This is a genomic window from Blastochloris viridis (assembly GCF_001402875.1).
Classification (GTDB): Bacteria; Pseudomonadota; Alphaproteobacteria; order Rhizobiales; family Xanthobacteraceae; genus Blastochloris; species Blastochloris viridis.
In genome coordinates this window covers 2,599,257-2,613,997 of record NZ_CP012946.1, presented here as the reverse complement: position 1 = coordinate 2,613,997, position 14,741 = coordinate 2,599,257, and the positions used below count along the sequence as shown (strand labels likewise).

Sequence of the window (14,741 nt, the reverse complement as noted above, 5' to 3'; positions counted from 1 at the left end):
CATGGCTTCGCTTATCCTGTCCTCGATCGGCGGCGCGGTTGGCGGCGCGTTCGGCGGTCCGGTCGGCGCCATGCTCGGCCGCACCCTCGGCAAGCTCGGCGGCGGGCTGATCGATGATGCGCTGTTCGGCTCCTCGACCGCGCGCAACCGCGAAGGGCCGCGCCTCGACGACCTCGAGGTCATGAGTTCGACCGAGGGTGGCGCCATCCCGCGGCTCTATGGCCGCGCCCGCCTCGCCGGCGAGTTGATATGGGCCACCAACCTGGATGAGGACGTCACCAGCCGGCCGCGCGCCAGCGGCGGCAAGGGCGGCGGCTCCAGTTCCGCCGGCTCCGACACCACCTATGCCTATTACGCCAATTTCGCGCTGGGCCTCACGGAGGGGCCGATCGCCGGCATCGGCCGCGCCTGGGCCGACGGCAAGCCGCTCGACCTGTCGGCGGTCACCTGGCGCATCCATCACGGCACCGAGACCCAGGAGCCCGACCCGCTGATCGTCGCCAAGCAAGGCACTGGCGCCGCGCCGGCCTACCGCGGCCTCGCCTACATGGTGTTCGAGCGCCTGCCGCTCGCCGACTACGGCAACCGCATTCCGCAAATCCAGGTCGAGGTGGTGCGCCCGGTCGGGCGGCTGGAGAAGATGATCCGCGCGGTGACGCTGATCCCCGGCGCCACCGAGTTTGGCTACGATACCAAGGCGGTGTCGCGGGTGCTCGGGCCGGGATCCTATGAGACCGAGAACCGCCACACCGCCAGCGCCGACACCGATTTTCTTGCCTCGCTCGACCGGCTTCAGATGCTGTGTCCGGCGCTCGAGCGCGTCGCGCTGGTGGTGACGTGGTTCGGCACCGACCTTCGGGCTGACCGTTGCCGCATCGAGCCGCGGGTCGACCGCAAGGGCAAGGTGACCACCGGCGCGCAGTGGTCGGTGGCCGGGCGCACCCGCGCCAGCGCCGCCGTGGTATCGACGGTGGACGGCCGCGCCGCGTTCGGCGGCACGCCCGCCGACAGCTCGGTGGTCCGGGCGCTGCGCGAGCTGTCGGGGCGCGGGCTGAAGGTGACGCTGGTGCCGTTCGTGATGATGGACATCCCGGCCGACAACACGCTGGCCGATCCGCGCACCGGCGCGGCGCCGCAGCCGGCCTATCCCTGGCGCGGCCGCATCACCTGCGATCCGGCGCCGGGTCGGCCGGGCTCGCCCGACGGCACCGCCGTGGCGGCAAACCAGGTCGCGACGCTGTTCGGCAGCGCCACCGCGGCGCAGTTTGCGGTGAGCGGCGGCACGGTGCGCTATGGCGGCCCCAACGAATGGACGCTGCGCCGCATGGTGCTGCATTGCGCGGCGCTGGCCAAGGCCGCCGGCGGGGTCGACGCCATCCTGGTCGGCTCGGAGATGGAGGCGCTGACCCGCGTGCGCTCCGGGCCGGGGGTCTATCCGGCGGTGGGCCAGTTCGCTGCGCTCGCCGCGGAGGTGAAAAGCCTGCTTGGGTCGGCGGTGAAGGTGTCGTATGCCGCCAACTGGAGCGAGTACGGCGCCGATGTGCGGGCGGGCGGCGCCGAGGTGCGCTTTCCGCTCGATCCGTTGTGGGCCTCGCCCCACATCGACATGGTGGCGATCGACTGGTACCCGCCGCTGGCCGACTGGCGCGACGGCGTCCACCTCGACACCGCCCGCGCCGCCGCGATCCACGACCGCGACTATCTTGCCGCCAACGTGCGCGGCGGCGAGGCGTTCGACTGGCATTACGCCGACGATGCTGCGCGCCTCGCCCAGGCCCGGACCCCGATCGTCGACGGCGCGTTCGGCAAGCACTGGGTGTTCCGCCAGAAGGACCTCGCCGGCTGGTGGGCGAACCCGCACGTCGAGCGCGTCGGCGGCGCCGAACTCGCCGCCCCCACCGCCTGGGTGCCGATGGCAAAGCCGATCTGGCTCACCGAACTCGGCTGCCCGGCGGTCGACAAGGGGGCCAACCGGCCGAGCTGCTTCCCCGATGCAAAATCGGCCGAAGGCACGCTGCCGCCGTTCTCCAACGGCCGCCGCGACGACCTGATCCAGCGCCGCGTGCTGGAAGTCTCGCTCGCCGCGCTCGACCCGGCGTTCGGCGCTGGCGCCGCCAACCCGCTGTCGCCGGCCGGCCTGCGCATGGTTGATCCCGCCGCCATTCACCTGTGGACCTGGGACGCCCGGCCCCACCCGTGGTTTCCGCGCGCCACCGAGGTGTGGGCGGACGGCGCCAACTGGGAAACCGGCCACTGGCTCACCGGCCGGCTCGGCGCGGCGACGCTGGACGGGCTGGCCGGCGCGATCCTCGGCGACCACGGCATCGCCGCCGACACCAACACGCTGCGCGGCAGCCTCGACGGCTATGTCGTCGACCGGCCGATGTCGGCGCGCGCCGCGCTGGAGCCGCTCGCGCTGGCCTGCGGCTTCGCCGCGCTGGAGGAGGGTGGGGCGCTGGTGGTGCGCCCGCGCGGCGGCGCGCCGGTGGCGACGCTGACCGAGGACGACCTGGTGCTGCCCGATCAGGACGGCGACGTTCTCAAGCTGGTGCGCGGCCAGGACAGCGAGCTGCCGCTGGAGATCACGCTCGGCTACACCGACGCCGAGGCCGACTATCGCCGCGCCGCCGCGCGCTCGCGCCGGCTGGTCGGCACCAGCCGCCGCACCTCCCACGCCGACCTCGCCATCGTCACCTTCGACGCCGACGCCGAACGCCTCGCCGAAGCGTGGTTGCAGGACACCTGGGCCGGTCGCGACACCGCCACCTTTGCGCTGCCGCCGAGCCGGCTCGACCTGATGCCCGGCGACGTGGTGAGCCTCGTTTATCGCGGCCGCGAGCGGCTGATGGAGATCACCTCGATTGTCGACGAGGCGGCGCGGCAGGTCGAGGCGCGCGGCATCGACCCCGATGCGTTCGATATCGCGGTGCGGCCGGGCCGGGTGCGAACGCCCGCCATCGCTCCGGCGATCGGGCCGCCGCTGGTCCAGGTGCTCGACCTGCCGGCGCTGGCCGAGCCCCCGGTGTTGCAGCACGTCGCGGTGTTCGCCGCGCCGTGGCCCGGCGCCATCACGCTGTGGCGCTCGGCCGACGGCCTGAGCTTCGAGCCCGCCGCCCGCGCCGGCGTGCCGGCCATCGTCGGCACCACGCTCGATGATCTGCCGGCCGGGCCGGTGTGGCGGTGGGACCGCGCCAACGCGGTGCGGGTGCGGCTGGCCGCCGGCACGCTGGCTTCGCTGCCGGACACCGCGGTGCTCGACGGCGGCAACGCCGCGGCGCTCCAGCACGCCGATGGCGGCTGGGAGGTGATCCAGTTCGCTGGCGCCGAGCTGGTGGAAACCAACGTCTACCGGCTGTCGCGCCTGCTGCGTGGCCAGCTCGGCACCGAGCGGACCATGGCACCGCTGCCGGCCGGCGCCACCTTCGTGATGATCGACACCGCCCTGGTCGCGCTGGAAAGCGACGTCGCGCGCATCGGCCGGCAGGTGCTGTGGCGGGCCGGGCCGGCGGGCCGCGACCACGCCGATCCGGCGGTGGCCGAGCTCACCGCGACGCCGGGCGCAACCGCGCTCAGGCCGCTGGCGCCGGTGCGCGTCAAGGCACGGCGCGCGGCCGCCGGCATCGTGCTGTCGTGGATCCGCCGCACTCGCGTCGGCGGCGACAGCTTCGACCTTGCCGAGGTGCCGCTCGGCGAGGCGACGGAATCCTACGCCGTCGACATTCTCGACGGCGCCACGGTGAAGCGCACCCTCGCGGCGGCGACGCCGTCCGTCCTTTATCCCGCCGCAGCCGAACTCGCCGATTTCGGCGCGCCGCAGGCCCGCCTGTCGCTCAGCGTCGCGCAGATTTCGGCGGTGTGTGGCCGCGGCTTTCCGGCCGAGGTGACGATCGATGTCCGATAGCCCCAATCTCGCGTTGCCGTTTCTCGCCGCCGGTCAGGCGCAAAAGCATGTCACCATCAACGAGGCGCTGTCGGTGCTCGACGCGCTGGTGCACCTGACGGTGCTCGGCAAGGACGCCACCGCGCCGCCGGCTGCGCCCGCCGATGGTGACCGCTACATCATCGCCGCCGGCGCCAGCGGCGCCTGGGCCGGCCACGACGGCGCCATCGCCGCCTGGCAGGACGGCGCCTGGACCTTCCACGGCCCCAAGGCCGGCATGCGGGCGTGGGTGGCGGACGAGGCCGCGCTTTATGTCTATGCCGGCTCGGCGTGGACCAACCTCACCAATCTGGCCGGCGGGCTGCAGAACCTCGCGCTGCTCGGCGTCGGCACCACCGCCGACGCCACCAATCCGTTCTCGGCCAAGCTCAACAAGGCGCTGTGGGCGGCCAGGACGACCGGCGAGGGCGGCTCGGGCGATCTGCGCTACACCCTCAACAAGGAGGCGGCGGCCAACGTGCTGTCGCTGCTGCTGCAATCAAACTGGTCCGGCCGCGCCGAGATCGGCCTGATCGGCGACGACAACCTCACGCTCAAGGTGAGCCCGAACGGGGCGTCGTGGCTTCACGCCGTCGTGGTCGACAAAACGACCGGCAATGTCGGCGTGAACGGCGCGCCGACCGGCATCGGCCGCCTTGAGACCACCGCGACCAATACGCCGGAATTCAATGCCGCGTTCGTGTGTTCGTCGGACACCGCCGACGCCGCGCGGCTGGTGTTCCGGAAAACGCGCGGCACCAAGGAGGCGCCGACCCAGACCCTCGCGGGCGATCCGGTGATGGCGCTGCTGTCGTCCGGACGGCTCGCCAGCGACGCATTCAGCGGAAATTCCGCGGTTGTCGCCTCCTTTGCCGCCGAGAACTTCAGCGCCTCCGGCATCGGCACCTATGTCGCCATCGGCACGACACCGGTTGGGTCGAGCGCCCGCCGCCTTGCCGCCGTATTCGACACCGACGGCGCGACCCGGCCGGCCACCGACAACGCGTTCACCTGTGGCAATGCCAGCCACCGCTGGTCCCAGGTGTGGGCGGCCAATGGCACGATCCAGACATCGGACCGGCGCGACAAGACCGACATCACGGATACTGCGCTCGGGCTCGATTTCGTCATGTCGCTTCGCCCGGTGTCCTATCGCTGGGCGGTCGGCGGCTTCGACGTGATCGCCGATCCGGCCGCCGTGGCGGATGCTGCCGGCGACCGGCCGACCATCGCTGTCGCGGTGCCAGGCCGGCGCACCCATTACGGACTGATCGCGCAGGAGGTCAGAGCCGCGCTCGACGCCGCCGGCATCGCCGACTTCGGCGGCTGGATCAAGGTCGATCCGTCCGATCCCGACAGCCCGGAGGCGCTGCGCTACGACCAGTTCGTGGCGCCGCTGATCAAGGCGGTGCAGCAGCTGGCGCAGCGGGTCGCCGCGCTCGAAGCGGACCGCGACCAGCGCCGCACGCCCTAGCCCGGCCGCCGCGTCCACGCCCGGAATTTTCGTTGCGCCGCCGCCTTCGGGCGGCGTTGTCATGAGGACATCATGGAACTCTCTCGCGAGATTGGCGAGCCGATCGCCAAGGCGTTCGAGTCGTGCCTTGAGCCGGTCAAGGGACGGCCCGGCTTCTTTCAGACCTATCGCTGCCCGGCCGGCGTCGCCACCATCGGTTGGGGCACCACCTCGGAGAACGGCCACACCGTCAAGATCGGCATGGTGTGGTCCAAGGTCGACTGCGACGCCGCCTTTCGCGCCGACGCCGCGGCGTTCGCCCGCCACGTCGAGCGCCAGCTCGGCGGCGCCAAGGTCACCCAGGCCCAGTTCGATGCGCTGTGGAGCTGGGCCTACAACACCGGCGGCCCGGCGACGTCGTCGGTGTGGCCGGCGGCGCGTGGCGGCGACATCGAGGCGGTGTGCGAGCGGCTCGCCCGCTGGAACAAGGGCGGCGGCAAGGTGCTGCGCGGCCTGGTGCGGCGGCGCAAGGCCGAATGCGCGCTCTATCGCGGCGACATCGACGCTGCGTTCGACCTCGCCGAGGTGCAGCGCGCCGCGTCCGAGCCGATGGCGCAGGCGGTCGACCGCCCGCTGCCGCCCGCCGCCGAGCTGGCCCGTCGCACCCGGACCGAGGCGGCGGTGACCGCCGTCGCCGGTGCGGGCGCCGGCACCGCCGTTGCGGCGCCGCCGGCCGGCACCGGCCCGCACGATGCCGCCGGCACGCCGGCGCTGCTCGGCATCGCGGTGGCGCTCGGCCTCGTCATTGCGGCGGCCGGGCTGGCGTTGTGGCTGCGCAAGGCCCGCGCGGTGATCCGCAACTGGGCGTGAGGATGCGGGATCAGGGAGATTGCGATGAACTGGACGGATCTTGCCGGGCCGCTCGCCAAGGTCGGCGGCTCGCTGCTCGGCGGCCTGGTCGCCGGCCCGGCCGGCGCTGCCATTGGCGGGCGCATCGGCGGCGCGCTCAGCGATGCCCTCGGCGTGCCGGCGACACCGGAGGCGATTGCCAACACCATCGACCGCGATCCGGCCGCTGCCGGCGTGGCGGTGCGGCAGGTCGAGGCCCAGTACGGCCCGGAGCTGGTCGCCTACGCCCACGCTCAGCTCGCGTTTGCCGCCGGGCTCGCCCGAGACGAGAAGGCCGAGGGCTGGACCGGCTATGGCTGGCGGCGCCTCGCCGGCTGGTCGGTGCCGGTGCTGGGGCTGTGGCAGTTGCTGGTCGGCCCGCTCGTCGCCGCGCTGACCGGCCAGCCGGTCACCGCCGACTTCTCCGCCTTCGTCGCCTATGCCGGCATCGTCACCACCTTCCTGATGGGCGGCCACACGCTCAAAGAGGTGATGGGACGCAAATGATACGGTTTGCGGCGAGCCCGCCGGCGTCACCGCAACACCGGCCCGGCAGAGGAACCGCAAAGCCTCGGTGACGTTGTCAGCCGTTCCCGCCTTGATTGCGCTGTCGCGCAGAGGGGTTGTATTTGCCGGAGCAATGCAGCGTGCATCCGTTGATGCGGTTTCCGGCCGACCACGCCGCCGGGCGGCGGTCACACATCAATCGATCAGGAGGTTGTCATGCAATCATCCCAGACGCCCAACGCTGTTCTGGATGATGCGACGCACGCCCACGCCGGACGTCCCCGCGCCGCGCCTGCTCGGCGGGGACGGGCGATAGGCATTCGCAGCGTGGTCGGCACCGTGTCCAGCCTGGTCGCCCTGGCGGTGGCCGGCATCACGCTGGGGCAGCCGGCGCAGGCCTGCACCCGCGCGGTCTATCTTGGGCCGGACAACACCATCATCACCATCCGCAGCATGGACTGGAAGGACGACATCGGCTCGAACCTGTGGATCTTTCCGAGGGGCATGGCACGCGACGGTGCGGCCGGGCCGACGTCCATCCGCTGGACCTCGAAATACGGCAGCCTGGTCGCCACCGCGTTCGATGCCGCGACCGCCGACGGCATGAACGAGAAAGGGCTGGTCGCCAACCTGCTGTATCTGGCCGAGGCCGAGTACGAAAAGCCGGCCGCCGGCAGCAAGCGCCCGCCGATCTCGATCTCGGCCTGGGCGCAATATGTCCTCGACAACTACGCCTCGGTGGCCGAGGCGGTCGAGGCTCTTCGCGCCGAGCCGTTCTACGTGGCCGCGGTGACGACGCCGGACGGCGAGCCGGGTGCGGTGCATCTGGCGATCTCGGACGCCACCGGCGATTCCGCCATCTTCGAATACATCGGCGGCAAGCTGGTCATTCACCACGGCCGCCAGTATCAGGTGATGACGAATTCGCCGGTCTACGACCAGCAGCTCGCGCTTGACACCTACTGGCAGGAGATCGGCGGTGCCGTCATGCTGCCGGGCACCAACCGCGCCGCCGACCGCTTCGTGCGGGCCTCATTCTACATCAACGCCATTCCGAAGACGGCCAACGAGGTGGAAGCGGTAGCCTCCACGTTCTCGGTCATTCGCAATGCGTCGGTCCCGCTCGGCATTTCGACGCCGGCCGAGCCGAACATCGCCTCCACGCTGTGGCGCTCGGTGTCGGACCAGAAGAACAAGCGCTACTATTTCGAATCGTCCCGGAGCCCGAGCTTGTTCTGGATCAATGTGTCGGAGCTGGCCTTCGCTCCCGGAACCCCGACCAAGAAACTCCTGCTGACCGGTGGCGCCATCTATGCCGGAAATGCCGCGGCGCAGTTCCAGCCGGCGGAGCCGTTCAAGTTCCTGCCGGCGTCGGTGAAGTAACCGTCTGTAACGACATCCGGCGGATCAGCCGGAAGCGGAACCGGTGCCGTTCATCCGGCAGCGGATGGCCGGATCTTTCGGACGTCGGCACGTTTCGTTGGTCGGACCGGTGGGTCCGACCAACGGCGTCGGCATCCAAGACCGTTGCGATCAGCCATCGTCACCACGGTTTCGAGGAGGTGACGGCGCGCAGATACGCAGGCAGAAAGCGGCGGCGATCCGGCCTGCGCCCCGATCATGCCGGAATGGCTCTGCTATAGTCGGCCGATGCGTCTGCTCGTCGTCGAAGATGATCCCGATCTCAATCGCCAGCTCGCCAGCGCACTGGAGGAGGCCGGCTACGCCGTCGACCGCGCCGTCGACGGCGAGGAGGGCCATTTCCTCGGCGATACCGAGCCCTACGACGCCGTGGTGCTCGACCTCGGCCTGCCCAAGATGGACGGACTGTCGGTGCTGGAGGCGTGGCGGCGGGCCGGCCGCACCATGCCGGTGCTGATTCTCACCGCGCGCGAGCGCTGGAGCGACAAGGTGCAGGGCTTCGACGCCGGCGCCGACGACTACGTCGCCAAGCCGTTCCATATGGAAGAAGTGCTGGCGCGGCTGCGGGCACTGCTGCGGCGCGCCGCCGGTCACGCCACCAGCGAGTTCACCTGCGGCCCGGTGCGGCTCGACACCCGCGCCAGCCGCGTCACCGTGGCGGGGCTGGCGGTCAAGCTGACCTCGCACGAATATCGCTTGCTGGCCTATCTGATGCACCACCAGGGCCGGGTGGTGTCGCGCACCGAGATCGTCGAGCATCTCTACGAGCAGGATTTCGACCGCGATTCCAACACCATCGAGGTGTTCGTCGGCCGCCTGCGCAAGAAGCTCGGGGTCGACGTCATCCAGACCGTGCGCGGCCTCGGCTATGTGCTCGCCCCGGCCGCCGGCGCCAGCTAAACCATGGCGCGCAAAACCGGTTCATCTTCGTCGCCGGATTGTGCGACAACGCGGCGGGCGGGGCCGGCCGGCAGCGTCGTCGGCGCAGGTGGAATGGGCGGTGGCTGAGAACACGCGGCATCCTCCGCAGCCGGAGGCCGACCGGCGCGCCGGCTCCAGCTCGTCGCTGGCGCTGCGGCTGTTTCTGTCGGCCGCGGTGGTGACGTCGCTGGTGCTGCTGGCCACCGGCATCGGGCTGTCGTCGCTGTATTCCGGGGCGCTGGAGCGGGCGTTCGACCGCCGGCTCGCCATCTACCTCAAGGCGCTGGTGGCCGCCGTCGCCGTGTCCGAATCGGGCGCCGAGGACGGCGACCTCGGCGAGCCGCTGTTCGATCTGCCGCTGTCGGGCTGGTACTGGCAGGTGGTGCGGGTCGACAGCTCCCCGGCCGAGGTGCGCGCCTCGCGCTCGCTGTTCGGCAGCACGCTGCTGCGGCTGGATCAGCGCGCGGTGCCGGAGGACGCCGACGGCATTCGCCACGGCTACGTCGCCGGCCCGGGCGAGCAGCCGCTGCGGCTCGCCGAACGCACCATCGACCTCGGCGAGGACGGCCGGCTGCTGGTCGCCGTCGGCGGCGACGCTCGCGAAATCGTCGAGGAGAGCGCCGGCTTCAACCTTGCGATCGGCACCACCTTCGCCGGCCTCGGCCTGCTGCTGGTGCTGACCACGCTGTTCCAGGTCGGCTATGGGCTGAGGCCGCTGCAGGCGCTGTCGAAGGGCCTGGCGGCGATCCGCGCCGGCACCGCCGACCGGCTGGAGGGCCCGTTCCCGCGCGAGGTCGCGCCGCTGGCGCGCGAGATGAACGCCCTGGTCGCCGCCAACCGCGAGGTGGTCGAGCGCGCCCGCACCCACGTCGGCAATCTCGCCCATGCCCTGAAGACGCCGCTGTCGGTGCTGCTCAACGAGGCCGCCGGCCGCGACGACGCGCTCGCCGCCAAGGTGCGCGAGCAGGTGGCGGTGATGCGCGAGCAGGTCGGCCACCACCTCGACCGCGCCCGCATCGCCGCCGCCGCCGCGCACGTCGCTAGCCTGACCGAGGTCGCGCCGGCGATCGCCGCGCTGGTGCGTACGCTGGAGAAGATCCACGCCGGGCGCGGGCTCACCTTCGCCACCGCGCTCGACCCCGACCTCAAGTTCCGCGGCGAGCGGCACGATCTCGACGAGATGATCGGCAACCTGATCGACAACGCCGCCAAATGGGCGTCGAGCCGGGTCGAGATCGAGGTGCTGGCCGAGCCGGCCGCCCATGCGCTCGATCGCCGCTTCCTGCGGGTGGTGATCGACGACGACGGCCCCGGCCTCACCGCCGACCAGCGCGAGGCGGTGGCCAAGCGCGGCAAGCGGCTGGACGAGACCAAGCCCGGCTCCGGCTTCGGCCTTGCCATCGCGGTGGAGACCGCAACCGAATATGGCGGCCGCCTGGTGCTCGGCGCCGCGCCGATCGGGGGCCTGCGCGCCGAGCTCATCCTGCCGGCGGGGTAGGGCGCCTGGCGTGCCCGCCTCCAAGCCCAGCTTTCGCCGGAATCCCGCCCTACCCGAAGCACAGGCCGCGACTCGCCGGCCGGTTCGCCGTCACGCCCAGGGCCAAGCCCGTCGCCAATTCCGGAGTGTTGCCGATGCATGTCCGCAAGTCTTTCGTCGCGGTCGCGACCGTCCTCGCGCTCGGCGGCTGCACCACCACCGATGATGGGCCCGGTACCAAGACCGTGGTCGGGGCCGGCACCGGCGCGATCATCGGCGGCCTCGCCGGCAGCGCCATCGGACACGGCGACGTCGGCTCGGTGGTGGCGGGTGCCCTGATCGGTGGCCTGATCGGCGGCGTCATTGGCGCCCAGCTCGACGAGCAGGACCGCCAGCGGGCTTATGCTGCGGAGGTCGAGGCGCTCGAACGGGGCCGCTCCGGCGCCCCGGTGTCCTGGCGCAACCCCGACAACGGCCACTACGGCACCGTGGTGCCCGGCCCGTCCTATCAGCGCTCCGGCCGCGACTGCCGCGAGTACACCCATACCATCTATATCGACGGCCGGCCGCAGACCGCGCGCGGCACCGCCTGCCGCGAGCCCGACGGGGCCTGGCGGCCGGTCGGCTGATTCGCCGCCGGCCACCGTTCGAAAATCCGTTAATTTCCGGGGCGGTGGCCGGGCGAATACCGAATTTTAAACGACGCCGCCATAGCTTGCCTCGATCTTTCGAATGGATGGGGGGGCCGGCATGGCGCAGCCGCGCAATGCGATCGACAAGCTGCGGAGCTATCTGGAGAACCTCACGCCCGAAGCCCGTGCGTTGGTCGTCGAAAAGCTCGAGCGCGAAGCCGCTGCCGGCGACGACACCGCGACCATCGTTCTCCAGGAGCTGCGCGGCACCGCGGCCTCGCCGGCCGAGGCGCCGCAGCCCCGCATCACCAGCCCCCAGCAGCTGTTCTTTCTGCCGGTCGAGCCGTTCCTGGCCGACGAGGTTTCGCCGACCAAGATTCGCGGCGTCATTCCGCGCGCCTGCCTGGAGCCGATCTGGACCTGGCTGAGCCGCGATGTGCTGCCGGCCGACATCAAGGCGTTCACCGTTGCGGTCGCGACCACGCTGCAGCCGGGCGATGAGGCCTCGGCACTGCGCATCGCCAAGAGCTTCCAGGACCACACCATCATCCGCATCCGCGCCGCGCTGACCGCGGCGGCGCGCGACGAGGTGGCGGCCCGCAAGCTGTCCGCGCAGCTCGGCTCCCAGCGCGAGGTCGAGGAGTTGCGCGACGTGCTGGCGATCCTGTGCGCCCGCGACGCGCTGGGGGCCATCGGTGGCCGCCTGCCGACCTCCATCAAGAACCTGTCCGATCAGAACCTGGACGCGGCGCGGGCGGTGTTCAACGGCTCGATGGCGCGCCACCCCGACGTGCTGCCCTACGCGCTGGCGCTGCTGATGAGGCGGCTGGCCCAGCCCTGGCAGATCGTCCGCGTCGCCATCAAGGCGGCCGAGACCGACGTTGCCGCCAAGATCGCCGAAACGCCGTTCGCGGCCGCGGTCGAGCTAGCCTTCGCCGATCTCGACCGCAAGGTGGCGCTGCTGAAGGCGCTGATGAAGCGGCGCGACTTTTCCGCGCTGGCGCCGGTGGTCAAGGATATCCACGACGACGCCCGCGGGTTCCGCACCGAGCTCGACCTGCGCGGCGATTCCGCCTGGAGCCGCCGGCTGGCGGCGATCCGCAAGGACATCGCCGCGCTGCTGTCGACGGAAATCGCCGCCTGCAGCACCGACATCCGCCGCCTGCTCAAGATGCGTACCCGCAAGGAGGCGGCGTCGGAACCGGCGGTTTCCGCCGCCGACGTCGCGACCGCGGAGGAGGCGATCGACCTTCTCCTGCTGTGCCGCACCTATGCCGGCGAGATCGCCCTCAACGAGGCGACCCAGCGCGCCACCTCCGAACTGAACGCGCTGCTGGACACCGGCACCGCCACGCTGATCGATGGCCTTCGCGTCGCCAGCGACGTCGAGAAGCCGTTCCGGCGCTCGCAGCTCGACGCGGCAATTCAGCTCTCCGGCCGGGTGTTCGGTCCCGGCTACGCACAAACGCTGACCAGGGCGGTCGATCTCGCTGCGCAGGGAAGGCAGGCCGAGCCGGCCGGCGAGCGCCGATAGGCCGCCCGATCTTGACGTCGACGCATTCCTCCCTTTGATGCTCCGCAAGGACCGGCCGGCTCCGGCTGCGTAGGGTCCCGGAAAAATTCCGGCGTGCCGCGTCGCAACCGACAGGTCGAGTTGCGGAGGGAAGAATGGTGTTCTGGGTCACGTTGGCGTCGATGACTGCTCTGGCAGCGCTGGCGGTCTTGCTGCCGCTGGTTCGTCGACGGACGGCCGCAGCCGCGCCCGATCTGGCCATCTACCGGGATCAACTCGCTGAGGTTGAACGCGATTTGGCCGGCGGCCAGATCACCGCCGCCGAGGCCGGCGCCGCCCGCGTCGAGGTCAAGCGCCGGCTGCTGGCCGCTGCTGATCGCCTTGCCGCCTCTGCGCCGGGTGCCGCGCGCGCGCGGGGCTGGGCGGTCGCCGCCGCCGGCCTGGTGGTGGTGCCGATGCTGGCGGTCGGTACCTATCTTGTGATCGGCGTGCCGGATCTGCCCGACCAGCCGATCGCGGCGCGCCGCGACGCGCCCTCCAATCACCAGGACTTCGCCGTGCTGATCGAGCAGGTCGAGGCGCGCCTGGCGGAGAACCCGGACGACGGCCGCGGCTGGGAAGTGCTGGCGCCGGTTTACATGCGCTCGGGCCGCTACGCCGATGCGGTGCGGGCCAACCAGAACGCGATGCGACTGCTGGGCGAGAGCGCCGACCGGCTGGCCGGTCTCGGCGAGTCGATGTTCGCTGCGGCCGGCGACGTCGTCACCCCGGAAGCGCGCGCGATCTTCGAGCGGGTCGCAGCGATGGACGCCAGGCAGCCCAAGGCGCGCTACTTCCTTGGCGTTGCCGACCACCAGGAGGGCAAGCGTGAATCGGCCGCCGCGCGGTGGCGGATGCAGCTTGCCGACACCGCGCCGGATTCGCCCTGGCGCGAGGTGCTGGAACAATCGCTCGCAGAAATCGCGGCCGAGGCCGCCAAGTCCGAGGCGGGCAAGTCCGAGGCGGGCAAGTCCTCCGAGGCGAGTAACCTCGACGCGGGCAAGCCCGAGGCCGCAAATGTGCTGCCGGGGCCGCGGGTCGAGAACATGCAGCCGGCCGCCGAGCCTTCGGCGGAGGCGCAGACCGCCATGGTTCGCGCCATGGTCGAGATGCTGGCGCAGAAGCTGCAAAACGACCGCGGCGACGTTGAAGGCTGGATGCGGCTGATGCGCGGCCACATGACGCTCGGCGAGGCCGACAAGGCCCGCGCCGCGCTGGCTGACGCCCGGACGGCGCTGCAGGCTGAACCGGACAAGCTGAGAAATGTCGAGACCTTCGCCAAGGGGCTCGGCCTGGGCGGCTGAGGCCCTGGCCGGCCGGCTTGCCGTTTTTCGACGAGGGTCTGGTTCGGCCGGATATCCGGATCAAAAGAGATCCTGATCCCGCGGTCGCCCGGATCCGGTATGAGACCGGGATCATCGGAAGGGTAGCGGACATGACCCGCAAGCAACGTCGCCTCGCTCTGATCGGCTCGGGACTCGCCGTGCTGGCAGTCGCCACCGGCCTGGTGCTGGTCGCGCTCAACGATTCCATCGTGTTCTTCAACTCGCCGACCGACGTGGTCGAGAAGGGCGTGGCGCCCGGCGAGCGCATCCGCCTCGGCGGCCTGGTGGCGAACGGCACCATCGAGCGCGGCGAACAGCTCAAGGTGCGGTTCAAGGTGACCGATGGCAACAAGGCCATTCCCGTCGCCTATACCGGCATCCTGCCCGACCTGTTCCGCGAGGGGCAGGGGGTCGTCACCGAGGGCAGCCTCGGCCCCGACGGCGTGTTCCTCGCTGACACCGTGCTCGCCAAGCACGACGAGAACTACATGCCGCGCGAAGTCACCGACGCGCTGAAGAAGCAGGGCCACTGGCAGGGCGAGGGGCCGGCACCGGGGGCGGCAGCCAGCACGCCCTCGACGCCGCGGTAGAGCATGATGCGCAAACGTGGACACCGGTTTTGCGGGAGCATCATGCGGGGGCAGC

The 14,741-nt window shown here is 71.3% G+C and carries 11 protein-coding genes; all 11 read left to right on the top strand.

All coding sequences use genetic code 11. The features are described 5' to 3' along the window. Position 1 precedes the first annotated feature (1 nt). The 11 genes from BVIR_RS11405 to ccmE all read left to right on the top strand — a co-directional run bounded on the left by BVIR_RS11405 (position 2) and on the right by ccmE (position 14,686). Complete coding sequence (locus BVIR_RS11405; protein ID WP_055037773.1) at positions 2-3,901, top strand: baseplate multidomain protein megatron; 3,900 nt, start codon at positions 2-4, stop codon at positions 3,899-3,901. Further along, positions 3,891-5,393: a DUF2793 domain-containing protein gene (locus tag BVIR_RS11400; RefSeq protein WP_082417049.1), complete on the top strand. Its 1,503-nt coding sequence runs from the start codon at positions 3,891-3,893 to the stop codon at positions 5,391-5,393. The genes BVIR_RS11405 and BVIR_RS11400 overlap by 11 nt, the downstream gene beginning before the upstream one ends. A gap of 72 nt (positions 5,394-5,465) precedes the next feature. Further along, positions 5,466-6,242 carry a lysozyme gene (locus BVIR_RS11395; RefSeq protein ID WP_055037771.1) on the top strand — a complete coding sequence of 259 codons (777 nt, stop codon included), beginning with the start codon at positions 5,466-5,468 and terminating at the stop codon, positions 6,240-6,242. 24 nt (positions 6,243-6,266) lie between these two features. Then, positions 6,267-6,767 carry a hypothetical protein gene (locus BVIR_RS11390; protein ID WP_055037770.1) on the top strand — a complete coding sequence of 167 codons (501 nt, stop codon included), beginning with the start codon at positions 6,267-6,269 and terminating at the stop codon, positions 6,765-6,767. A gap of 216 nt (positions 6,768-6,983) precedes the next feature. Beyond that, positions 6,984-8,150 carry a linear amide C-N hydrolase gene (locus tag BVIR_RS11385; protein WP_145911989.1) on the top strand — a complete coding sequence of 389 codons (1,167 nt, stop codon included), beginning with the start codon at positions 6,984-6,986 and terminating at the stop codon, positions 8,148-8,150. 267 nt (positions 8,151-8,417) lie between these two features. Then, positions 8,418-9,089: a response regulator transcription factor gene (locus BVIR_RS11380; protein ID WP_055037769.1), complete on the top strand. Its 672-nt coding sequence runs from the start codon at positions 8,418-8,420 to the stop codon at positions 9,087-9,089. A gap of 100 nt (positions 9,090-9,189) precedes the next feature. Beyond that, on the top strand, positions 9,190-10,608 hold the full coding sequence (locus tag BVIR_RS11375) for an ATP-binding protein (RefSeq protein WP_236823597.1): 1,419 nt from the start codon (positions 9,190-9,192) through the stop codon (positions 10,606-10,608). Between the two features lie 134 nt (positions 10,609-10,742). After that, positions 10,743-11,216: an RT0821/Lpp0805 family surface protein gene (locus BVIR_RS11370; protein ID WP_055037768.1), complete on the top strand. Its 474-nt coding sequence runs from the start codon at positions 10,743-10,745 to the stop codon at positions 11,214-11,216. A gap of 121 nt (positions 11,217-11,337) precedes the next feature. After that, positions 11,338-12,753, top strand: coding sequence for a hypothetical protein (locus BVIR_RS11365; RefSeq protein WP_055037767.1), 1,416 nt, complete (start codon positions 11,338-11,340; stop codon positions 12,751-12,753). Positions 12,754-12,887: 134 nt separating this feature from the next. Then, positions 12,888-14,075 (top strand): c-type cytochrome biogenesis protein CcmI, encoded by a 1,188-nt coding sequence (gene ccmI / locus BVIR_RS11360; protein WP_055037766.1) that lies wholly within the window; start codon positions 12,888-12,890, stop codon positions 14,073-14,075. A 131-nt stretch (positions 14,076-14,206) separates the two neighbouring features. Continuing rightward, positions 14,207-14,686, top strand: a complete 480-nt coding sequence (gene ccmE / locus BVIR_RS11355; RefSeq protein WP_055037765.1) for a cytochrome c maturation protein CcmE — start codon at positions 14,207-14,209, stop codon at positions 14,684-14,686. Positions 14,687-14,741: the final 55 nt, after the last annotated feature.